This is a genomic window from Microbacterium sp. CGR1 (assembly GCF_001266755.1).
Classification (GTDB): Bacteria; Actinomycetota; Actinomycetes; order Actinomycetales; family Microbacteriaceae; genus Microbacterium.
This window is the reverse complement of the sequence record NZ_CP012299.1, coordinates 3,113,608-3,136,104: the sequence shown is the minus strand read 5'-3', so window position 1 is coordinate 3,136,104 and position 22,497 is coordinate 3,113,608. Positions and strand designations below refer to the sequence as shown.

Below are 22,497 nucleotides of genomic sequence, written 5' to 3'. Positions count from 1 at the left end.
AACAGAATTCACACGCTCGGTTGACGGAGTATCGTCTTTATGTTCGAATGGAGGACATGCGGTGGCAAGGACAGAAACTCGGTGACGTCGACGCCGCTGCGCTGCCCGGCCTCGAAGATCGCTCCAGCGTGCTCCGCACGGTGACCACGCCGGAGTTCGCAGGCATGACGTTCCATGAGGTGCTGTCGAAGTCGGCCCTCAACCATGTGCCCGGCGCATCTCGCATGCCGTTCGCCTGGACCATCAACCCGTACCGCGGGTGCAGCCATGCCTGCGTCTACTGCTTCGCCCGAGGAACGCACGAGTATCTCGATCTCGACGGCGGATCGGACTTCGATTCGCAGATCGTCGTGAAGGTCAACGTCGTCGAGGTGCTGCAGAAGGAGCTGCGTCGCGGCAGCTGGGAGCACGAGACGGTCGCTCTGGGCACGAACACCGATCCGTATCAGCGCGCCGAGGGTCGGTACAAGCTGATGCCGGGGATCATCGATGTCCTCGCGACGTCGGGCACACCGATGTCGATCCTCACCAAAGGCACCCTGATCAGGCGCGACATCCCGCTGCTGGTGCGGGCGGCGCAGCGCGTTCCCGTCGACATCCAGATGTCCATCGCGATGTACGACGACGATCTGCAGAAGGCGATCGAACCCGGGACTCCGACGACCCAGGCACGGCTCGACACGGTACGCGCACTGCGGGATGCCGGCTTCCGCGTCACCGTCTTCCTGATGCCGATCATGCCCCACATGACCGACTCGGTCGAGGCGATCGACACCGCCCTGCGGCGCATCAAGGAGGCCGGAGCGAGCCGCGTGATCTACGGCGCTCTGCACCTGCGCGCCGGAGTGAAGCCCTGGTTCATGCAGTGGCTCGAGGGTTTCCGCCCCGACCTCGTGTCGTCGTATCGCGGGTTGTACCCCGGAGTCTCCGCCGAGGCGCCGAAGGGCTACCGCCAATGGCTCGCGAAGCGCGCACGGCCGCTGATCAGACTGCACGGACTCGATGGGCAGCACGAGGACGACTACCCCGTGCGCGGCATCCGGGCTTCTGCACCGCACGGGAGGCCGGCGCCCGCATTCACGCCAGCGCCCGCCCCCGCACAGCCGATGCTGTTCTGAACGCCGGTCCGGTGGAGCGTCGGAGGTCGGGAAGCCACCCCCGGGGCGCGTAGGCTCGAGCGTTATGGCTACCGGCTCCACGATGCACACGTTCGACGTCCAGTTGGCCGACATGGATCGCGGTGTCTACGACGACTACTCGCTGCGCGTGGCGCGGCATCCGTCCGAGACCGACGCCTACATGCTGACCCGCGTGCTCGCCTATGGACTCGAGTTCACCGAGGGCATCGCATTCGGTGGCGGCATCTCGCAGACCGATGAGCCCGCCGTGCTGGTGCGCGACCTCACCGGGAAGACGACGGCGTGGATCGAAGTCGGCGCGCCCGATGCAGAGCGCCTCCACTACGGCAGCCGCCTCGCCGAGCGCACCGTCGTCTATACGCACCGCGACCCCGCGAAGGTCATGGCGCCGTGGGCCGACAAGCGCATCCACCGCTCCGAGGACCTCCGGGTCTACAGCTTCGACCCCGGCTTCATCGACTCCGCGGCACCGCTCATCGCACGCCGCAACACGATGACGCTCACCGTGACCGAGCAGGTGCTCTACCTCGACCTCAACGGCACGACACTGACCACGGCCATCCACGAACACCAGCTCGGCTGAGCCGCCGCTCGGAAGGAGATCACGCGCTCCGTAGGAGCGATCCGACGCGTCAGCCCTTCGGAGTGAGAGATCTCCTTCGCTGGGCGCGCACCCGACCGCACCGCGCATCCCTGTAGCGCAGATCGGCCGAGCAAACGACGAAGGCCCCGCCGCCGCGAATGCGGGAGCGAGGCCTTCGAACGTGACGGATCAGGCCGTGAGGTCGGCGGCGGTCGGCACGCGACCGGCGATCTCCTCGATCAGGTCGTCGTCGATGCGCGCGTTCTCGAACGGCGCGTCGATCTCCGCACGCTCCAGCAGCTCGGTCATGCGACGCTGGCGCTGACGCGTGATGAGCGTGACGACGCGTCCCGAGCGACCGGCGCGGCCGGTGCGGCCTGAACGGTGCAGGTACGTCTTGTACTCGTCAGGAGCGTCTGCCTGCACGACCAGGTCGATGTCGTCGACGTGGATTCCGCGGGCGGCGACGTCGGTGGCGACGAGCACGTTCACGCGACCCGACGTCAGGCGCTCCAGGTTGCGCGTGCGCTTGGCCTGGTTGAGGTCACCGTGCAGCGAGACCGCGGGGATGCCGGCGTCGTCGAACTGCTCGGCGAGCATGTCGGCGTAGGCGCGGGTGCGGGCGAAGACCAGGGTCTTGCCGTCGCGGTCGACGAGCGAGGTGAGGATCTCGGCCTTGTCGCGGTGCTCGATCACGAGCACACGGTGCTCGATGGTGCTCGAGTCCTGATCTTCACCGGCGACCTCGTAGACGGCCGGGTCGACGAGGAACTCGTCGACGAGTGCCGCGACCTCACGGTCGAGCGTGGCCGAGAAGAGGAGCTTCTGGCTGCCGTCGGCCGTGTGACGCAGGATGCGCTGCACGGGCTCGACGAATCCGAGCTCGCACATGTGGTCGGCCTCGTCGAGCACCGCGATGCGGCAGTCGGAGAGGTCGAGCTTGCCCTGGTTGATGAGGTCCTCGACACGACCGGGGGTGCCGATGACGATGTCGACGCCCTTCTTCAGCGCACCCACCTGACGGCCCTGCGGGACGCCACCGTAGATCTGCGTGGTGAACAGGCCGACGCTGCGGGCGATCGGCTGGATGGTCCGGTCGATCTGCAGTGCGAGCTCGCGCGTGGGAGCGAGGATGATCGCGCGCGGCGAGCGGCCGAACTCACGGCGCTTGCCCGCCTGCGACTGCAGCACGCGCTCGACGAGCGGTGCGCCGAAGGCGATGGTCTTGCCTGAGCCGGTGCGGCCACGGGCGAGGACGTCGCGCCCCTCGAGCACGGCCGGGATGCTGGCCGCCTGGATGGGGAACGGAGTCGCCGCACCCATGCCGACGAGGGTCTCGACGATGTTGGATCCGAGACCCAGGTCGCCGAAGGTCACACCGTCGACCTCGACCGCCGCGACGGACTTGGCCTCGAGGCGCTCGTGCACGACGTCGTCCGTCGGCTCGAACTTCTTGGCGGGTGCCGCGCTCGATGTGGCGTTCCAGTCGTTACGGCTGGGTCGCTCATTGCGCGACGGCCGCCCGCGGGTGTCCGACGTCAGCGGGCGGGGACGATCGGTGCGGTACGCGCCACCGGTCGAGGGACGCGAACGCTCGTCACGCCCACCCTCGATCGACCGCTGCGTGCGGTCGCGGTCGAAGGCACGGCGTGCGCGGTCGGCGTCGTAGGAACGCTCGGCGCCGCGGTCATCGCGACGCGGGCCCGCGCCACGGTCGTCACGACGCGGGCGGTCGTCACGGTCGAAGCGGGGACGCTCGGATGCCGCGCGGTCGAAGCGCGGACGCTCGGTGCGGTCGCCCGAACGCGGCGAGCGGTCGTCGCGGTTGAAGCGCGGACGCTCGGATGCGCCGCGGTCGTCGCGCTGCGGGCGCTCGTCACGGGAGAAGCGCTGACCACCGCGATCGTCGCGGAAGCCGCCGGAGCGCTGGTCACGGCCCGGACGTCCGCCATCGCGGTGATCGTTGTCGCGGAAGCCCTGGCGCTGCGTGCCCGCACCGCGGTCGTCGCGGCGCGGACGCTCGTCGCGCTGGCCGCCGCGCTCATCGCGGTACGTACCGGGACCGGTCGGACGCTGGCCGCCGCGGTCATCGCGACGCGGACGGTCGAAGCCCGTGGAGGAACGGTCGTTGTAGCGGGGGCGCTCGGCACGATCGTCGAAGCGCGGACGCTCGGAACCGCCGCGGTGCGGTGCCTCGCGGCGACCCGACTCCGCACGGTTGCGGATGCCACGGGCCTCATCGCGACCCGCGCGCTCCTGCGAGGACCAGCGCTGCTTGGGTGCGCCCTCTTCTGCGGGACGGTAGCCGCGGTGGCTGGCGCTGCGGCTGCCGGGACGACGGTCGAAGCCGGCCGCCGGGGTGCGCCGCTCGCCGGCATCCGCTCGTCCGCCCCGCACGTCGCGGGAATCGCGGGTGTCGCGAGCGCTGTCGCGCCCACCGGCGTGGCGGTCGTGGAACGAGGTCTTGTTCGCGCCGTAGCGCGGCTCGAAGTTGGCGGAGGGGCGTCCGCCGCGGGGCTTCTTGTTCTTGGGCATGGGTGTGTCCTTCTGAGTTCTCGCACGAGAACAGCGCCGCGCACACGCGCGAGCACCCAGCGCCGGATCGGATGCGATCGGACGGGGTTCCGGACTGTCAGCGGCCGGGGCCATTCATGTGATGGTTGATTAGCGTCGAGCGACGCTCACCATCGGCCCCTGGACTCACACTTCTTACACAAAAACGTCCGCGCCATGCGCGGGTGTCCGAAGCCGACCCATCAAGTGTAGCGGTCGCACCTGAAAAACCGCCCAGCCCCATCGCGGATGCTGCTCGCCATACGATTGCGGAGTGAACTCCGCATCCGCCACCGGCACACAGGTGCACCTCCAGCTCGGCGACGTCAGCGCTCAGATCGCGCAGGTCGGCGCATCCCTCCGCTCGCTCCGCATCGGATCCGTCGATCTGATCGCCCCGTATCCACTCGACTCGCCGACCCCTTCCTGCTCGGGCGTCGTGCTCACGCCCTGGCCGAATCGCGTCAGGGATGGAGCCTGGAACGACGAGGGCACCGAGCGGCAGCTCGCGATCACCGAGCCGAAGTTCATGAACGCCAGCCACGGGCTGCTGCGATTCACGGCCTACGCGATCGAGGAGACGGCGTCGGCGACGACGCTGAGCGCCACGATCGTGCCGCAGACGGGCTACCCCTATCTCGTCGAGACCAGTGTCACCTACGTGCTGCGTGCCGACGGGATCGACGTCACGCACGCGCTGACCAACCGTTCCGCCACTGCGGCACCGGTGGCACTCGGCACGCATCCGTTCGTGACGATCGGCGACGTCGACCCGCACGAGCTCGTGCTGCGGGTGCCGGCGCAGACCGCGTTCGACACCGACGAGCGCATGCTCCCCACGGGCACGCACCCGGCGGATGCCGCGCTGCGCGACGGAGTGCGCATCGGCGATGTGAGCCTCGACACCGGGTTCACCGACCTCGACCGTGATGCCGACGGGCTGGTCCGGCACTCGCTGACCGCCCCCGACGGTCGGCGACTCACCCTCTGGCAGGGCGCCGGGTTCGACTTCGTGCAGGTCTACACGACCGACAAGTACCCGGGCCAGTCCCTCGCGGTGGCGATCGAGCCCATGACCGCGCCCGCCGATGCACTGAACAGCGGTGTCGGCCTGCGCCGCCTCGCCCCCGGTGAGACCTGGACCCTCGACTGGGGCATCACGCTCGACTGAGCTCGGCGGCGCCCGCTCCACAACTCCGCCGGAAACGGCTGACGCCCGCTCGGAATGAAGTTCCGGGCGGGCGCCAGACTCCGTCGTGCGGAGGACGGGACGGCGAGGGCGACTACTCGCCGCGCTCGCGCAGCTCCCGGCGCGTCAGCTGATTCGCGTGCGGCAGCGACGAACCCGATTCCGCCGAGCCCGATTCCGACATGCCCGCGCCGGCCAGCGCCAGATCGCCCGAAGGACGAGGGCCGTCCGAGGGGTCCGAGTCGCCGTTCGGTGCAGAGCCGTCGTCGCCCGACCCCGCCTTGCGGGCGCGTCGACGCTCCTTCGCACCCTCGACCAGGTTGTAGAGCGTCGGCAGGACGATCAGCGTCAGAACGGTCGATGAGATGAGTCCACCGATCACGACGATGGCGAGCGGCTGCGAGATGAACCCGCCGTGCCCGGTGATGCCGAGTGCCATCGGGGTGAGCGCGAAGATCGTCGCCAGCGCCGTCATGAGGATCGGACGCAGACGCTTCTCGCCACCGGCCTTCACCGCATCGATCGTCGACAGCCCCTTCTCGCGATACTGGTTGACGAGGTCGATGAGCACGATCGCGTTCGTCACCACGATGCCGATGAGCATCAGCACACCGATCAGCGAGGCGACGCCGAGCGGCACACCCGTGACGATCTGCAGCAGGATCGCGCCCGTGGCCGCGAACGGCACAGAGACGAGCAGCAGCAGCGGCTGACGCAGCGACTTGAACGTCGCGACCATCACGACGTAGACGATCAGGATCGCGGCGAGCATGGCGAGCCCGAGCTGCGAGAACGAGTCGGCCTGCTGCGAGGCGACACCGCCCACCTCGGCCGACCCGCCGTCAGGCAGCTCGACCGCGGCCAGCGCCTCGGTGACCGACTGGGTCGCCACGGCGAGGTTGTCGGATGCCGGGGGCACCGTGATCGTGGCGGTGCGGCGTCCCTGCTCGGTGGTGATGGAGGTCGGGCCGTTGCGCTCCTCGACGGTCGCGATGTCCTGCAGCTGCACCACACCGGTGGCACTCGGGATGGTGAGCTCACGAAGCGCCTGCGCGGTGGCGGGCGGCTCGGATGCGGCGAGGTAGATCGTCAGCGCGGTGTCGTCGATCTCGACCGTGCCCACCTGCTGGGGGCGCATCGTGTTCGAGACGATGGATCCGACGGCGACCTCCGACAGTCCACGCTGCGCGGCGGCGTCGCGGTCGACGACCACGGCCAGGTACGGCAGAGCCGCGGCGAGGTTGTCGGTGACCTGTCCGATGCCGTCCCGACCGTCGAGCTCGTCCACCACGGCGGTGGTGGCGGTCTGCAGGTCTTCGGAGTCGGATGCCGAGACGGTGATCTCGATGTCGCTCGAGCCGAGTCCGGCGGAGGCGGCGACCGACACCTCGCCGACATCGGTCAGCCCCTCGATCGCGTCCTGGACGTCGGCTCGGAGCTTCTCCTGGTCGGCATCCGCGTCGGTGAGCACCGAGTAGGTCACGCCCGCTCCGCCCGAGAACGCGTCACGCAGGGCGGATCCGCTCGAGCCGATCGAGGCCTGCACGTGGGTGATGCCGTCGATGTCGAGCAGTGCGTCCTCGACGGCGATCGCCGCCTCCGACTTGGTCTCCAGGCTCGCGGTCGGGCCGAGGTCCTGCGTCACCGTCATGGTGTTCTGACCGGAGTCGCTGAGGAAGTTGATCTTCATGAGCGGTGCGGCGGCGAGCGTCGCACCGAGCACCACGACGGCGAGCACGACGGTCAGGCCGGAGTGCTTCAGCGTCCAGCCGAGGATCGGACGGTAGCCCTTCTGCAATCGCGTCGGCGGAGCGTCCGGGTCCTCCGGGTCGATCTGCACGCCGTTCTCATCGAGCAGCGGCTTGCCCGGGCGGAGGAACCAGTACGCGAGCACCGGCACGATGGTCAGCGAGACCAGCAGCGACGCGACCATCGCGATCGACACGGTCATGGCGAACGGCCGGAACAGCTCGCCGACCATGTCGCCGACGAACACGATGGGCAAGAAGACGGCGACCGTCGTGATGGTCGAGGATGTGACCGCCATCGCCACCTCGCGCACCGCCAGACGGATGGCGTCTCCCTTGTCGGCATCCCCCACGTAATGGCGTTTGATGTTCTCGATCACGACGATCGAGTCGTCGACCACACGGCCGATCGCGATCGTGAGCGCGCCGAGGGTGAGGATGTTCAGCGAGTAGCCGAACGCCTGCAGCCCGATGAAGGTGATGAGCACGCTGGTGGGGATCGAGATCGCCGTGACGAGCGTCGAGCGGATCGACAGCAGGAACACGAGGATGACGATCACGGCGAAGACGAGTCCGAGCAGGCCCTCGGTGGCGAGCGTCTCGATGGACTGCTGGATGAACGGAGCCTGGTCGAAGATGATCGTGAACTCGGCGTCGGGGAAGGCCTCGCCGATCGTGTCGAGCGCGGCGATGACACCCTGCGACACCTCGACGGTGTTCGCGGCCGGCAGCTTGGTGATCGAGATCGAGAGGGCGTCCTTGCCGTCGACGCGCGAGATCGACGAGATGGGGTCGCTCTCCTGCACCACCGTGGCGACGTCGCCGATGCTCTCGGTGGTGCCGACGAGCGGCAGCGCCGCGAGTTCATCGACCGAGGTGATCTTCGCGCCGGTCTGGACGGTGAGCGTCTGGCCGTTCTCGGTGATGTCTCCGCCGGGGAACAGCGTGCCGTTCTGCTGCAGCGCCGTGGTGATGGCCTGCGTGCTCTGACCGATCGCCGCCAGCTTCGCGACGTCGGGTGTGATCGTGATGCGCTGGCCGACGCCGCCGATGATCTCCGCGGCGTTGACCCCGTCGACGTCTTCGAGTTCGGGGATCGCGACGCTCTGCAGTTCGGCCTGCGCGTTCTCGGCGTCCTCGAAGCCGGTCACGGCGACCTGGATCACCGGGAAATCATCGATCGACACCGTCAGCACCTGCGGACTCACGTCTTCCGGCAGCTGCCCCGAGATGCGGTTGATCGCCTGCTGGATCTTCTGCTCGGCGGTCGCGAGGTTGGTGCCGTAGGCGAAGGTGGCCTGCACGATCGAGGCGTTCGTCGTGCTCGTGGCGGTCGTGCCCTCGAGGCCGGGGACACCCTGGATCGCCGACTCGATAGGGGTCGAGACGTCGTTCTCGACGACCTCGGGCGAGGCGCCGGGGTAGGTCGTCATGACCATCAGGTTGGGCAGCTCGAGCGACGGGATGAGCTCCTGCTTGAGGTTCGTCAGAGCGAGCCCGCCGAACACGGCGGCGACGATCGTGATCAACGCGATCAGTGCGCGGTTCTTCAGACTCAGGACGGCGAGGTTCGACAAGGCGGATTCTCTCTCTGCGGGTCAGGCGGATGCTGCGGCGGTGGGTGCGGAGGTGGACGCCTGAGGAGTGAGGATCCCGGCGAGGGCGTCGCGGATGAGCTCTTCGTCGAGCGGCTCGTCGTGGATCTGAGAGTGCCAGAGTACGCCGTCGATGAAGACGGCTGCGGCCCTGGCTCTGTCGACCCCGTGAACGGGCGCGATGAAGCCGACGATCTCGTCGGACCACAGTCGCGCGAACTGCCGGACGCGCGGGTCATGCACCGCGGCGGTCACGACGGCGCGGTCGGCCTGGACGGCGCGTGCGTCCTCGAGCCCGCGGCGCACGAGGCGCGCGAGCCCCTCTGGCGTCACTCCCTCGGTCACGACGGCCCGTCGTGTCGCGTCGATGCGCGCCTCGATCTCGGCGGCCAGCGCTCCGATCGCCGCTTCACGCAGATCGTCGAGCGTGGCGAAGTACTGCGTCGTCGATCCCAGCGGGACTCCGGCCCGGGCTGCGACCTTGCGGTGGGTGAGTGCGTCGACGCCGATCTCGACGATCAGCTCGGCTGCCGCGGTGATGATCTCGCGACGGCGCGCTTCAGGATCGCGGCGGCGGCGCGTGCCATCGCTCATCCTGACCCCCAGCGCGATCACCCCTGTACGGGCGTACATGTACGTTTGTACATTCTGCATCGCGAAGCTGTGGGTTCGCCCGGATCCCGGCGTCGACGGTCAGAGCGTCGACCCGAGCGCCAGCCCGAGACCAGCGGCGATCAGCCCGAGCAGCAGCATCCCGATGGCGTTGACCGCGGAAGCTGTGCGCTGACCGTCTCGCCACAGCACGACGGTGTCGAGCATGGCGGTGCTGAACGTCGTGTATCCGCCGAGAAGACCGGCCCCGACCACGAACGACTCGGACGGCAGTGCCGTGGTCAGCAGGCCCAACGCGAACGATCCGGTGAGATTGACGACGAGGATGCCCCAGGGGAAGCGGCGCTCGAGGGCCTTCGAGACACCGAGATCGATGACGTACCGGAGGAGGGCTCCCACCCCTCCGGCGAGCGCGGCCGCGACGAACAGCAGCGGACTCATGCCCTCCCTCCCGCAGGGAGCGTCGGTCGACGCGGCCGTCCGAGTCGCAGGCCCGCCGCGGCGGCAGCGAGCCCCAGGACCAGACTGGCGGCCGCATACGCGAATGCGAGCACCGGGGCGTCGCCCCAGAGCGCGACCGTTCCGGTCATGAACGCGCTGTAGGTCGTGAAGCCGCCGAGCACGCCCGTGCCGAGCAGCAGTCTGAGCTCCGTGGCGCCGGGCAGGCGCGCGGCGAGAAGGCCGATCAGCAGCGATCCGAGCACGTTCACGACGATGGTCGCGAGAGGCACGCCCCCGACATCCGGCAGCAGCAGACCGATCGCGAGCCGAGCGGCGGTGCCGATGCTCCCGCCGACGAAGACGAGGAGCAGGCGGCGAAAGGTCACGCGGCAACTCTATCCGCGCCATTGCAACGCATCCCTCGAATGTCAACCCGTTGGGCGAAGCCGGTCGGCAGGCGAAGACTGAGGCCATGAAGCCACTGTGGAAGCTCGACCGGACCCCGCCCATCGGCACACCGTTCGACCCCGGCGCACGACACGACGTGATCATCGTGGGTGCGGGCCTCACCGGCCTCAGCACGGCGGTCATGCTCACGCGCGCCGGTCTCGACGTCGCGGTGATCGAGGCGGGATCCGTCGCCGAGCTCGCGACCGGCGGCAACACCGGCAAGCTCACCCTGCTGCAGGGGAAGCGTCTCGCCGAGATCCGCAAGCACCACTCCGCGGCGCTCGTGCAGGCCTACGTCGAGGGAAATCGCGAGGGCATGGACTGGCTGGTCGGCTTCGCCGATCACGCGGGAGTCGGCTACGAGCGGCGGATAGACCACTCGTACGCGCAGGACGCCGGCGGCATCGACTCGGTGCGCGAAGTGCACGAGGCGGCGCGGGAGGCGGGCCTCGAGACCAGGATGCTCACGCGAGGAGAGCTGGCCGGTGCGGCCTTCCCTGCGGCGGGAGCCGTGGCGCTCGACGACCAGGTGACCATCGATCCGGCACTCGTCACCCACGCGCTCGCGGACGAGCTTCTCTCCGCCGGAGGAACCCTGCACACCGGCGTCCGGGTCACGGCGACGCATGCGCTGCCCGACCCTCGAGTCGAGACGCTGCTGGGCCCGATGTTCGCCGATCACATCGTGATCGCGACCGGGTACCCGATCCTCGACCGGGGACTCTACTTCGCGAAGATGCGCGCCTTCCGCTCGTACTGCGTCTCGTTCCGCCTCCCCGGCGGCGTGCCGGACAGCACGTTCATCTCGGTCGACAGCCCCACGCGCTCGATCCGCCCGGTGTCGGATGCGGACGGCCCCGGCGGTCCTGCGCGACTGGTGGTCGGCGGAAACGGCCATTCCGTCGGCCGCTCGGACGGCGAGACCGCCGCGATCGACGATCTGGTCGAGTGGACGAGGCGGTACTTCCCGGATGCCGAGGAGACCCACCGCTGGTCGGCCCAGGACTATCAGTCGAACAACCAGATCCCCTTCGTCGGCGCCATGCCCCGGGGTCTCGGCCGCATCCGCTTCGCGACCGGGTACGCCAAGTGGGGCCTGTCGAACGCCCCCGCCGCCGCTCTGCGTCTCACCGCGGAGATCCTCGGTGCGAACTGGCACGACCGACCGTCGTGGATGGTGAAGATCGGCACGAGGCTCACCGTTCCGGCCGATCTGGCCCGCGGGGCCATCGAGGGCGCCAAGGTCGCCGCCGCCGCGACGACAGGGTGGGTCGACGCCGAGCGTCGGCCCGTGCCGGTCCCGCAGCCGGCAGAGGGCGAGGGCGTGATCGCGAACCGCAGCGGCCGACCCGTGGGCATCTCGACGGTCGACGGCGTCACTCGGGCCGTCTCGGCCGTGTGCCCGCACCTCGGAGGCGTGCTCGACTGGAACGACGCCGAGTGCACGTGGGACTGCCCGCTGCACGCCTCGCGCTTCACGGCGGACGGCACGCGCATCGAGGGGCCGGCGCTGCAGGACCTCAAGCCCCTGCCCCGCAAGGTCGGCGGCTGAGTCTCAGCCCGCCGTCGGCGCTCCGGCGCCCGGCGGCGGCGCGTCCCATCCCTGCTGGGGCTGGTCGCAGTTCTCGCGGAACACGTACTGCGAGGCGAGCTTGCGCTGATGGCTCGACCAGTCGATGGCCGGGCGGCGCTGCTCGGGCGGCAGATAGCCGAGGCGGTACACCGCCATGAGCTCGAGGTCGTCCGGCACGCGCAGCAGCTTCACGATCTCGTCCCACTGCCCAGGGACCTCCATCGGGAACGAGATGAACTGGATGCCCATGCCGAGCTCGACCGTGGTGAGCCAGACGTTCTCCATCGCCGCGCCCATGCTGAACACCGAGTAGAACGACGACAGCTGGCCCGGTCGGTACTCGCTGCGATCGAGCATCACGCCGAGCAGCAGCGGCGATCCCGCGACGAGCTTGTGATTCTCCTCCCCGAGGGTCTTCGGCACCCCGAACGTGTTCATCAGCTTCTGCCCGCGCTTGGTGAACACCTGACTCGTGAACGGGCGGAGGGCCGCGGGGAGCTTGTCGAACAGCATCCCGCTGCGCTTCTCCTCCATCTCGGCCTGGCTGAAGCGGAAGTACGGCTTGTAGCGTTCGAAGAATGTGCCGTTCGACATCGCCTCGGTCATGCTGTCGCCCGAGATGCGGGCGATCTTGTCGATCGTGTCGCGGTTCTCGACGACCACGAACCGCCACGGCTGGCTGTTCAGCTGCGACGGCGCCCGACCTGCCGCCTCCAGCAGGATGCGCTGATGCTCCTCCGATACCGGGTCGGGCAGGAAGGGCCCGTTCGTGGTCTTGCGGCGGCGGATGGCGTCGAGCAGTTCCATGCGTTCACTTCCGGTCGGTGGCGAGGCGCGAGCAGACGAGGCCCGCGACGATGAAGGGGGCTGCGGCGAGCGCGACGAGCGGATGCCGTCGGCTGTGCGTGCCGAGATACGGGATGGCGGCGAGCGGTGCGGCGGCGGGCGCGAGCGCCAGGGCCGCGCGACGGCTCGCGCGCTTCGGCCGGCCCCAGAGGATCGCCGAGAACGCGGCGGCCGAAGTGGCGCACGTCGCGATGTAGATCGCATGGTGCAGCCAGCGGAAGCTGCTCGTGTCGATGAGTCTCGCGGCGACGGCCGAACCGAGGGCGACGTTCGCGGTGTAGGCGACGGCCGCCGCCGCGAACAGCGGCGCGGCATCCGTGCGTCTGCGTCGGTGACCCATGCCTTGACCCTACGCCCACCTCCGGCATCCGCTCCCGGCCTTGATCCGGTGTCCGCACCTGTGCAATGCCGTGACTCCCGTGCGGGGTCGAGAACGCATCGGAATCGGGTGATTCGGATGCGCTCTCGACCCCGCGGCGACCGACGAAGGCGGTGCAGCGGGTCACAGGTTGCCGTCCGCGTAGATGCGGAGCGCGTCGCGGACGAACTCGGCGCCCTGCGTTCCGCCGGCGGACGTGGCGTAGTTCGCGCCGAAGCGCGGGTCGGCGACGTACATCTCACCGAGGCCGATGACGTACGCCTTGACGTCGCCGCCGGGCACGGCCGCGGGAGTGCCCGGGATGCCGGTCAGCCACTCGACGTGACGGCGGGCGATGTCCTGAGCCTCGGCGGATGCCGGATCGATGCCCCTCTCGGCGGCAGCTGTCCAGTCCCGGCCGAGGTCGGAGACGCGCTGCTGCCAGTCGGCGCGATCGGCGTCGGTCATCCCGCGCCACCAGCGGTCGCTGTCGGCGTAGGTCTTCCGACCCCAGCGCTGCTCGACCTCCTCCTTGTAACGGGTGTGGTCGAAACCGTCGAACATGTTCTCTGCCATGAGTTCTTCACCTCCTCTCAATGCGTTGATGGTGTTCTCGACCGACGCGATCTGCCGCGCCAGTCGGTTCTGTTCCTCGCGCAGCAGCTCGAGGTGCGTCTCCAGCGCGGATTCCTCGCTCTGCCGTGCGTTCACCGGGTCGAGCACCTCGGCGATCTGCGGCAGACCGAGTCCGAGCTCGCGCAGCAGCAGAATGCGCTGCAGGCGCACGAGCGCCGCCTCGTCGTAGTGCCGGTAGCCGTTGTGCGCGATGCGCGAGGGCGGCAGCAGGCCCACGTCGTCGTAGTGACGCAGGGTTCTGCTCGTGGTGCCCGCGAGACGGGCGATGTCCTGGATCGACCATTCGCGACCGGCCATCTCGTCCTCCTTCCCTGGAACTGATGATGACTCCACGGTAGAAGTTGACGTTGCGTCAATGTCAAGTAAATCCACGCATGTCAGCATTCTGCACTCGAATGACTAGCTTTCGTGGCGCAGCGATGACAGCCTCCGTGTGTAACGACAAAACGGAGGTGGACAGATGTCCCTAATGGCGGCAATGGAGCCGACGCTGATGAAGCGCCGCGCACAGGACGCACTGGATGAGGCGATCATGCGTCTCGATGCCTGGTGGCTGGTGGTGATCGCGGCGATTCTCGTGTTCGGCGTCGCGTTCCTGGCAGCGCTGGCGCTGTGGTGCTTCTTCAAGGCGGGTGGCAGGCGCTTCACCGGCAACTGGCAGTGGGGCAAGAGCGGCGTCTCAGTGTGGATCGAATGCGTCTAACCCCTCGTCGCTTCCGGACATCGACCCCGATGTCCGGAAGCGGCGGCTTCGCACCGGACCCGCACGTCCTCCTCGACGTCTCATCGGTCTCGTTCGCCTACTCGAAGCGCGCTCCTGCGCTCCGTGATGTGTCGTTCGCGATCGAGCGCGGCGAGAAAGTGGGTCTCGTCGGACCCAACGGATCGGGCAAGTCGACGCTCATCCGCCTCACCGCCGATCTGCTGCAGCTCGGCCAGGGGAGCATCCGCATCACCGGGCGCCCTCATCAGGACCGCGCATCGCGCGAGCAGCTGGCTTTCATCGCGAGCAACGACTATCTGCCGCAGTTCCTGACCGGGCGCGAGTACCTCGATCTGATGCTCCGCCTCTATCGCCACCGTGCCGACCCGACCAGGGCCGACGAGCTCCTCAGCCGCTATCAGATGGAGGCGCGTCAGTTCGACCTCATCGAGGACTACTCGCACGGCATGCGCAAGAAGATCCAGCTCATCTCGACGCTTCTGCTCGAGCGCCCGCTCACGATCATCGACGAGACGCTCAACGGCGTCGACGTCGATGCGCTCTTCGAATTCGAGACGGATGCATCCCGGATCGGAGGGGCGAAGGGGCTGCTGCTGTGCAGCCATGACTTCCGTCTTCTCGAGGCCGTGTGCGACCGCATCATCGTGCTGCGTCGCGGAGAGATCGCCTTCGACCTCCCACTGCCCCGCATCCTGCGCGAATTCGGCTCGGTCGACTCCCTCGTCAAGACCGCGATCGCGCAGCCGTCGAGGGCGGTGGAATGACTCCCGCCCTGCAGCTCGCCGGCTTCCTCTCGGTGTTCCTCGTGAGGCGCATCGCTCGTCGGGGCGTGCTGCGCCTGCCGTCCGTGCGCTGGACGATCGCTCTCGCCGGTCTCGCCGCTTTCGTCGGCTTCTGCGCGTTCGGGGTGGTGATCCTCCGCCAGCTGATCAGCGAGCCCGAGCAGCTCTCCCCGCTTCTGCGCGTCGTCGGCGTGTCCACCCCGCTGTGGATCCTGACGGTCTTCACGGTCGTGCGCGTGCTCTTCATGAAGGCGAGCGATCTGGTCGAGCTCACGTTCTCGTTCCCCCTGACCAATCGGGCGCGAACGCTGGGATTCATGCTCTTCGAGTCGCTGGTCGTGGGCCTCGGCGTGATGCTCATGCTCGGCGCATTGGTCACCGGCACGATCTCGATCGGCGGATTCGGGATCCTCGATCAGGTCATCACCTGCCTGGTCATGCCCTCGACCGTCGCCTATCTCGTCGCGAGCGTCTACTACCTGGGCCTGGAGCGACTGCTGCTGCGTCTGCGGCTGGCGAGGCTCCGGGCGTTCATCGTGCCGGTGGTGCTGGCGGCGACCCTCGTCGCCCTCTACCTCGGCGTGTCGACGCAGTCGGAATCCGTGCTCTTCGCGGCGGTCGGCCAGGGCGACGACTACTTCGCGGTGCAGCTGCTCTTCGCCGACATCGCCGCGAGTCACGGGATCATGGCGGCCACGGGCATCTGGCTGGCCGTGCTGGCGCTGCTGGTCTGCGCCGTCTTCGCGATCGCGCCGCGACAGTTCGATCCGACCCGTCGCTTCGCGATCGTGCCCCGCCTGTTCGGCCCCACGGAGTTCGGCGCGTACTTCGCCGCCCACATCAGGGGAATCGAGACGGTGACGGTCTGCGGCATCTCCCTCGCAGGCTCCTACGCGCTCTTCCTCGCCGACATCCGACTCCCGCCGATCCTGCTGCTGGCCGTCACCGTGCAGTCCGTGTACGCCTACGTCTCGACGGAGCCCCTGCGGGCGTGCGGTCCGCGCCGCCACGGTCCAGGCATGCGGTACGTGCTCGTGATCGGACCCCAGCTGGCGACCCTCGCGATCATCGCACCTCCGATCAGCATCCTGTCCGCTCTCACCGGGGCGAGGCTCGACGAGATCCTCTCCGTCGTCGGCTTCGCGGTGTCGAACGTCATCGTGCTCACCCTCGCCGGCATCGCCTTCCCGCCCGAGAAGGGCAACCCCTTCTCGGTCATCGCGGGAGCCGCCGTCGCCGGCCTCGTGACGGGCACGATCATGCTCGGCACCAACCTCCTGGGTCTTCCCCCACAGTTCACGGTCGGAGTGATGCTCGCGCTCACCCTGATCGCCGCCGCACTCTCCATCGCAGGGATGGACAGGATAGAAAGGACCTCTCGTCATGAAGTGGTTGTTTAGGGCCGCCATCAGCGTCGTCGGAGCGCTCGTCGTCATCGCAGGATCCGCCGTCACCGCCGCGATCTGGCTGATGTTCACCGGAGGATCCGCCGAGGGTCGACGCCTGGGGTTCTTCGACTCGGTCTTCGTCGACGTCCGGCAGAGCGCAGAGGGCGCGGTCCAGCTCGGCACCGGCATCAACGATCCCCTTCCGCTGATCCTCGGCGTGATCGTGGTCGCCGTGTTCATCCTCGCCGTGTTCGTCGTGCATGACGGCCTTCTCGAACGGAAGAGGCAGCTCCTCGCCGAGGCCGACTGACATGTGGTCGGTCAGTGCGTCGCGCATCGATGGGGTTCTGGTCTGCCGATGGCTGCTGCTCGCCGCCTGGCCGATGAACACCGTGTTCGCGGTTCTGCTGACCGCGACCGTCGCTCTGGGCGCGATCACCGGGCAGCCCGCGATCGTCGGGGCCGCACTGATGATCGCGGTCCACTACGCCGCCGGCCTCGGCGGGGCGTTCGCGCTGCATGAACTCGGGCACCTCGCCGTGCTGTCCCGGGCGACCGGCGTCACGGCGATCACGCTCGAGCGCTCGCTGTGGAGGACGTCGATAAGTCCGCACGGCCGAGTCGGCGACCGGGACGCCGTGCTCGCCGCCCTCGCGGGTCCTGGCGCGTGCGTCGTCGTCGGAGCCGCCCTGTGGCTGCTCGCGCCGGGACTCCAGCTGCACGGGTGGTACCTGGCGCATGCCGTGTTCCTCATTCCGGTCTTCAACGACGGCCGGATCCTGTGGTCCGTCAGTCGGGCTCGCCGCACCGCCACCTCGCGGGCGGTCGAATGACGCCAACCGATATTCTTCATCCGCTCGTCACACGTTGTGGCCCCACCATCGCTACGGTCGACACGTGCCCGAATCACACTCCGCCATGCATTCGCTCGCCCTCGCTCCGGTGATCGCTCCCCCGAGCACCGTCGACGAGTTCGTGAAGCGATTTCTGCACAACCTCAATCTCGAGCGCGGTGTCGCACTGTCGGCATCGAGCGCGAACGACCGCTATCTCGCCCTCGCGCACACGGTGCGCGACTACCTGATGGCTCGCTGGCTCGAGGATCTGCGTCACCAGAAGGAGACGCAGGCGAAGGGCGTCTGCTATCTCTCGGCGGAGTACCTGCTCGGTCGCCAGCTCGACAACAATCTGCTCGCGGCCGGCCTCACCGACATCGCCGACGAGGCCCTCGCCGCGTGCGGCGTCTCGCTCGACGACCTGCGCGCGCACGAGGTCGAGCCCGGTCTCGGCAACGGTGGGCTCGGGCGCCTCGCGGCCTGCTTCGTCGACTCGCTCGCCACGATGGGCGTGCCCAGCATCGGATACGGCATCCGCTACGAGTACGGGATCTTCCGACAGACGTTCGTCGACGGCCAGCAGGTCGAACAGCCCGACTCCTGGCTCACGCTCGGTTCGCCGTGGGAGTTCGCCCGTCCCGAAGACGCACAGACCATCGCGTTCGGCGGCCACACCGAGAAGTACGACGACGACGGCATCACGCGCAGCCGCTGGGTGCCGGCGTGGAACGTGCAGGCGGTGCCGTACAACTACATGGTCCCTGGGTTCCGCAACGGGCGGGTCAACACCCTGCGCCTGTGGAGCGCCGTCGCCACCAGCGCGTTCGACCTGCGCATCTTCAACTCCGGCGACTACGAAGAGGCGGTGCGCGCGCAGACCTACGCCGAGACCATCTCGAAGGTGCTCTACCCCGAGGACTCCACGCCGCAGGGCAAGGAACTGCGTCTGCAGCAGCAGTACTTCTTCGTCGCCGCGTCGATCCACGACTTCCTCGACAACATGCTCGCCGACGGCTTCGAGCTCGCGAACCTCCCCGACCGCGTGATCTTCCAGCTCAACGACACGCACCCGGTGATCGCTGTGCCCGAGTTCATGCGGGTGCTCGTCGACGAGAGGCATCTCGAGTGGGATGCCGCGTGGGCCATCACGCAGCAGTGCTTCGCCTACACGTGCCACACACTGCTTCCGGAGGCGCTGGAGGTGTGGCCGGTCGAGCTGCTCGGACGCCTGCTGCCCCGCCACCTCGAGATCATCTATCGCATCAACGACGAGTTCCTCGTCGCGGTGCGCGAGCGGTTCGGCGATGACGAGATGCTCGTGCGCAACATGTCGATCATCGCGGAGCACCCGGTCCGCTCGGTGCGCATGGCATACCTGGCGACCGTCGCGGGCGCCAAGGTCAACGGCGTCGCCGAACTGCACTCGCAGCTGCTGCGCGACAAGGTGCTGAGCGACTTCGATGCGTTCTTCCCCGACAAGTTCACGAACGTGACCAACGGCGTGACGCCGCGGCGCTTCCTCCGCCTCGCCAATCCCGAGCTCTCGTCGCTCATCACCGCGGCGATCGGCGAGGGCTGGACCACCGATCTGGAACGCCTGCGCGAACTCGAGCCCTTCGCCGATGATGCCGAGTTCCGCGCCGCGTTCGCCTCGGTGAAGGCCGCCAACAAGCGCCGCCTGAGCGACGTGCTGCGCGAACGCGACGGTGTCGAGATCAGCGACGGCCACATGCTGGATGTGATGGTCAAGCGCCTGCACGAGTACAAGCGTCAGCTGCTCAAGGTGCTGCACATCGTCACCACCTACGAGGGGGTGATCTCCGGACGCCTCGCAGTGTCGGATGTCGTGCCGCGCACCGCGATCTTCGGGGCGAAGGCGGCGCCCGGCTACGCGATGGCGAAGCGCATCATCCACCTCATCAACGCGGTCGGCGAGGTCGTGAACACCGACCCTCGGCTGGAAGGCCGCCTCACGGTCGTCTTCCCTCCGAACTACAACGTGACGCTGGCCGAGCGGGTCATCCCCGCCGCCGACTTGTCGGAGCAGATCTCGCTCGCAGGCAAGGAGGCGTCGGGCACCGGCAACATGAAGTTCGCGCTGAACGGCGCGCTCACGATCGGGACGGACGACGGGGCGAACGTCGAGATCCGCGAGCTCGTCGGAGACGACCATTTCTATCTGTTCGGCATGAGCGAGCCCGAGGTCGAGGCGCTCAGCATCCGCGGTTACCGGCCGCAGGAGTTCTACCAGCACGACGAGGGACTCCGCCGGGCGATCGACCTGATCGCATCCGGGGCCTTCTCCCGCGGCGACCGCTCGGTGTTCGAGCCGGTCGTCTCGAATCTCCTCTACGAAGACCGCTTCATGGTGCTCGCCGACTATGCGTCGTACATCGAGGCACAGAGCAGAGTGGATGCCGCGTACGCCGACCAAGACGCGTGGAACCGCTCAGCGATCCTCAACGTCGCCCGCACCGGTTTCTTCTCGTCCGACCGTTCGATCCGCGATTACATCGACCGGATCTGGCACACCCCGCCTCTCGTCTGAGGCGTCCTCCCGGGCTGTCTCCTGTGTTTCAGGCCCGGTCATCCAGACCGTGTGCAGGCCCGGTCGTCCAGACCGTGTGCAGGCCGGATCGTCCAGACCGCGTGCAGGACCGAAGCACGTCTGTAGGAGCATCCCACGCGGATTCTCCTGCAGACGTGCCGCGATCCTGCAGACGGGATGCTCCGGCCACACCCCCCCCCTTGACAGCGTCGAGATATATCGTGTTACTCTGTGCAGACACGATATATCGTGATCCCTCAAACCAGGAGAAGCAGACATGACCGAGAAGTGGCTCATCGCCCCCGGCGAAGAACGCGTCATCGACATCGAGAACGTCACCCGACTGAAGATCGGCCTGGTCGGCGGTCAGGTCGATGTCATCGCACACGACGAACCCGGCATCCGCATCGAGGTGCACGGCGTCACGACCAAGGACCTCCGCATCGAGGCGAACAACGGCGAGGTCGAGATCGACCACCCGCAGCTCGGCTGGGACAACTTCCTCGAGGTGTTCCGCAACTTCGGATCGGGCGGCCCCAAGGCCGAGGTGAGCGTCGCCGTCCCCCGCTCGATCGCCCTCAACCTCGGCGTCGTGAGCGCCGGAGCGCTCGTCTCGGGGATCCGCAACGACGCCCGCCTCAACACCGTCTCGGGCGACCTCATCGTAGACACCCTCATCGGCGACCTGACCGTCAACTCGGTCTCCGGCGACGTGCAGGTGCGCGGACTCACGGGATCGATCAGCGCGAACAGCGTCTCGGGCGATGTCGCAGTCACGGGCACCATCCGTCGCGCGACCGTCGACATCGTCTCGGGCTCGACACTGGTCGACGCCGCAGGCGACGTGAACACGATCAACGTCAACTCGGTCTCGGGCGGCACCACGGTGCGCCTCGACGAGTCGCTCGCTGCGAACTACGTCATCCGCTCGCTGAGCGGGCGACTCCTGATCGACGGCGTCGAACGCGGCTCCTCCGGCATCAACAACTACACCGGCTCGACGGGCGAGCTCGCAGGACGCTTCGTCGATCTGCGCGCCAACTCGGTCTCCGGCGGCGTGACCGTGCTGCGGCGCACGCCCGAGTCGATCACCGACGATGCGGAGTGGGAAGCATGAGCCCCGCAGTCTTCTCGCACGGCGACCTCAGGCTCTACCTGCTCTCGCTGCTCGCCGAGGCACCGCAGCACGGCTACGGGATCATCCAGGCACTGACCGATCGCACGGGCGGCACCTACACGCCGAGCGCCGGCACCATCTACCCTCGGCTCGCCAAGCTCGAGGAAGAGGGGCTGGTCACCAAGACGGTCGACGGTCGCACCACGATCTACGCGATCACGGATGCGGGACGCGCCGAGCTGGCATCTCGCGAGGGCGACCTCGCGGGAATCGAGGCGGGCCTGACCGACTCGGTGCGACTGATCGCCAACGAGGTGCGGCAGAGCGTCAAGGAGGCCATGAAGAGCCTCCGCGCTGACCTCGCCACGGCGGAGAAGGACGACCGCGCTGCATCCAAGTCCCGTCCGCGGACGGCAGGCGACGACGAGCGCATCGTCACCCGTGAGGAGCTGCACCGAGCGGATGCCGTCATCAACGCCTTCCGCGCACGCGTGCGCACCGACCTCCGCACGCATGTGGCGAAGGGCGGCACGCTGCCGGCATCCGTCGTCTCGCAGCTGGAGGACGGCCTGGACGCCGCGGCGCGAGGCATCACCACCGCGCTGGCGTCACTCGGCCGCTGAGCTCAGCGGCCGACGCCTACTGAGACGCTCGAAGCCCCTCCCGTCACACGACGAGAGGGGCTTCGGCCGTTCGCACCCACAGGAGCTCAGCGAGGGATGCCGAGACCTACTCGGTCCAGATCTCGGGCTGCTCGTCGGGCACGGGCTCCTGCAGCGGCACGACGAGCACCGACCGGTGCTGGCGGTGCGCGAGGCGGGCAGCGACGGACCCCGTGAAGAACTCGCGGATCGACTCTCCGATGCCGCGCTTGCGTGTGCCGACCACGATCAGCTGGGCGTCGAGCTTGTTCGCCAGCTGTTTGATGGCGAGCGCCGGATCACCCACGAGCTGCCGGGCCGTCCATGTCAGGCCCGTTCCGTCGAGGGCCGCAGCCGCCTCCGCCTGCACGGCCTCGAACTCGGCCGTACCGGCATCGAAGTTGATGTCGATGGGCGCCGAGTGCACGTAGCCGTCGGGGTCCTCATAAGTGACGAAGCGCGTGACGTCGACGTGTGCGACCACCAGCGGCACGCGGAGGAGCCGTGCGAATCGCGCCGCCTCTTCGATCACCCGTTTCGGCTGACCCGGCTGCATCCCGACGATCACGGCCTTCTGCAGTGTCGCGTTCTGCGCGGCCTCGTCGGAGGGCGTCGAGGTGTTGTCGGTCATGAGGATCGCTCCCTTCACCAGCTGCCAACGGGCCAGTGCGGTCTGGCCGCGTGCTATTCTGAATGCTACTCTTACCGGCCCTCAGCCGGTGTCGTGAATGACTCGGG

21 protein-coding genes are annotated in these 22,497 nt (G+C 68.3%); 12 read left to right on the top strand and 9 right to left on the bottom strand.

Translation table 11 applies throughout. From position 1 onward, the window contains the following. Window positions 1-56: 56 nt before the first annotated feature. Both AKG07_RS15110 and AKG07_RS15105 read left to right on the top strand, forming a co-directional pair. A complete protein-coding gene (locus AKG07_RS15110) occupies window positions 57-1,118 on the top strand; it encodes an Rv2578c family radical SAM protein (RefSeq protein ID WP_053099366.1) in 1,062 nt (353 codons plus the stop codon). A gap of 64 nt (window positions 1,119-1,182) precedes the next feature. Further along, a complete protein-coding gene (locus AKG07_RS15105; protein ID WP_053098637.1) occupies window positions 1,183-1,722 on the top strand; it encodes a YaeQ family protein in 540 nt (179 codons plus the stop codon). A gap of 189 nt (window positions 1,723-1,911) precedes the next feature. Here the strand turns inward: AKG07_RS15105 and AKG07_RS15100 are convergent, their stop codons facing one another. Further along, entirely contained in the window at window positions 1,912-4,257 is a 2,346-nt protein-coding gene (locus tag AKG07_RS15100) for a DEAD/DEAH box helicase (RefSeq protein ID WP_053098636.1), read from the bottom strand. Between the two features lie 292 nt (window positions 4,258-4,549). Here AKG07_RS15100 and AKG07_RS15095 point away from each other — a divergent pair, with 292 nt between their 5' ends. Continuing rightward, a complete protein-coding gene (locus AKG07_RS15095; RefSeq protein WP_053098635.1) occupies window positions 4,550-5,446 on the top strand; it encodes an aldose 1-epimerase family protein in 897 nt (298 codons plus the stop codon). A gap of 112 nt (window positions 5,447-5,558) precedes the next feature. On the opposite strand, the gene AKG07_RS15090 is transcribed toward AKG07_RS15095, so the two are convergent. The 4 genes from AKG07_RS15090 to AKG07_RS15075 all read right to left on the bottom strand — a co-directional run bounded on the left by AKG07_RS15090 (window position 5,559) and on the right by AKG07_RS15075 (window position 10,246). Beyond that, on the bottom strand, window positions 5,559-8,789 hold the full coding sequence (locus AKG07_RS15090; protein WP_053098634.1) for an efflux RND transporter permease subunit: 3,231 nt from the start codon (window positions 8,787-8,789) through the stop codon (window positions 5,559-5,561). Between the two features lie 21 nt (window positions 8,790-8,810). Further along, a complete protein-coding gene (locus tag AKG07_RS15085; protein ID WP_053098633.1) occupies window positions 8,811-9,401 on the bottom strand; it encodes a TetR/AcrR family transcriptional regulator in 591 nt (196 codons plus the stop codon). A gap of 99 nt (window positions 9,402-9,500) precedes the next feature. Further along, window positions 9,501-9,860: a fluoride efflux transporter FluC gene (locus AKG07_RS15080; RefSeq protein WP_053098632.1), complete on the bottom strand. Its 360-nt coding sequence runs from the start codon at window positions 9,858-9,860 to the stop codon at window positions 9,501-9,503. Then, window positions 9,857-10,246, bottom strand: a complete 390-nt coding sequence (locus AKG07_RS15075; RefSeq protein ID WP_053098631.1) for a fluoride efflux transporter FluC — start codon at window positions 10,244-10,246, stop codon at window positions 9,857-9,859. The genes AKG07_RS15080 and AKG07_RS15075 overlap by 4 nt, the downstream gene beginning before the upstream one ends. Before the next feature lie 86 nt (window positions 10,247-10,332). Between AKG07_RS15075 and AKG07_RS15070 the strand changes: the two genes are divergently transcribed. Next, on the top strand, window positions 10,333-11,862 hold the full coding sequence (locus AKG07_RS15070; RefSeq protein ID WP_053098630.1) for an FAD-dependent oxidoreductase: 1,530 nt from the start codon (window positions 10,333-10,335) through the stop codon (window positions 11,860-11,862). 3 nt (window positions 11,863-11,865) lie between these two features. On the opposite strand, the gene AKG07_RS15065 is transcribed toward AKG07_RS15070, so the two are convergent. The 3 genes from AKG07_RS15065 to AKG07_RS15055 form a co-directional block, all read right to left on the bottom strand. Continuing rightward, a complete protein-coding gene (locus AKG07_RS15065; protein WP_053098629.1) occupies window positions 11,866-12,690 on the bottom strand; it encodes a nitroreductase family protein in 825 nt (274 codons plus the stop codon). A gap of 4 nt (window positions 12,691-12,694) precedes the next feature. Then, window positions 12,695-13,069 (bottom strand): hypothetical protein, encoded by a 375-nt coding sequence (locus AKG07_RS15060; RefSeq protein WP_053098628.1) that lies wholly within the window; start codon window positions 13,067-13,069, stop codon window positions 12,695-12,697. Window positions 13,070-13,231: 162 nt separating this feature from the next. Then, window positions 13,232-14,020 (bottom strand): MerR family transcriptional regulator, encoded by a 789-nt coding sequence (locus AKG07_RS15055; protein WP_053098627.1) that lies wholly within the window; start codon window positions 14,018-14,020, stop codon window positions 13,232-13,234. Between the two features lie 196 nt (window positions 14,021-14,216). Between AKG07_RS15055 and AKG07_RS15050 the strand changes: the two genes are divergently transcribed. The 8 genes from AKG07_RS15050 to AKG07_RS15015 all read left to right on the top strand — a co-directional run bounded on the left by AKG07_RS15050 (window position 14,217) and on the right by AKG07_RS15015 (window position 21,741). Beyond that, the gene (locus AKG07_RS15050; RefSeq protein ID WP_201778466.1) at window positions 14,217-14,426 is read left to right on the top strand and encodes a hypothetical protein; all 210 of its coding nucleotides are present in this window, start codon (window positions 14,217-14,219) and stop codon (window positions 14,424-14,426) included. A gap of 29 nt (window positions 14,427-14,455) precedes the next feature. After that, window positions 14,456-15,211: an ATP-binding cassette domain-containing protein gene (locus AKG07_RS15045; protein WP_053098625.1), complete on the top strand. Its 756-nt coding sequence runs from the start codon at window positions 14,456-14,458 to the stop codon at window positions 15,209-15,211. Then, on the top strand, window positions 15,208-16,629 hold the full coding sequence (locus AKG07_RS15040) for a hypothetical protein (protein ID WP_053098624.1): 1,422 nt from the start codon (window positions 15,208-15,210) through the stop codon (window positions 16,627-16,629). Before AKG07_RS15045 ends, AKG07_RS15040 begins: the two co-directional genes overlap by 4 nt. Further along, window positions 16,613-16,927: a hypothetical protein gene (locus AKG07_RS15035; RefSeq protein ID WP_053098623.1), complete on the top strand. Its 315-nt coding sequence runs from the start codon at window positions 16,613-16,615 to the stop codon at window positions 16,925-16,927. The genes AKG07_RS15040 and AKG07_RS15035 overlap by 17 nt, the downstream gene beginning before the upstream one ends. A 1-nt stretch (window position 16,928) precedes the next feature. Further along, entirely contained in the window at window positions 16,929-17,450 is a 522-nt protein-coding gene (locus tag AKG07_RS15030) for a hypothetical protein (protein WP_053098622.1), read from the top strand. Between the two features lie 85 nt (window positions 17,451-17,535). Continuing rightward, on the top strand, window positions 17,536-20,001 hold the full coding sequence (locus AKG07_RS15025; RefSeq protein ID WP_053098621.1) for a glycogen/starch/alpha-glucan phosphorylase: 2,466 nt from the start codon (window positions 17,536-17,538) through the stop codon (window positions 19,999-20,001). A gap of 277 nt (window positions 20,002-20,278) precedes the next feature. After that, on the top strand, window positions 20,279-21,118 hold the full coding sequence (locus tag AKG07_RS15020) for a DUF4097 family beta strand repeat-containing protein (protein ID WP_053098620.1): 840 nt from the start codon (window positions 20,279-20,281) through the stop codon (window positions 21,116-21,118). Continuing rightward, window positions 21,115-21,741, top strand: a complete 627-nt coding sequence (locus tag AKG07_RS15015; RefSeq protein ID WP_053098619.1) for a PadR family transcriptional regulator — start codon at window positions 21,115-21,117, stop codon at window positions 21,739-21,741. Before AKG07_RS15020 ends, AKG07_RS15015 begins: the two co-directional genes overlap by 4 nt. Before the next feature lie 106 nt (window positions 21,742-21,847). Here AKG07_RS15015 and AKG07_RS15010 read toward each other — a convergent pair whose 3' ends face one another. After that, window positions 21,848-22,390 carry a universal stress protein gene (locus AKG07_RS15010; protein WP_053098618.1) on the bottom strand — a complete coding sequence of 181 codons (543 nt, stop codon included), beginning with the start codon at window positions 22,388-22,390 and terminating at the stop codon, window positions 21,848-21,850. Window positions 22,391-22,497 lie beyond the last annotated feature (107 nt).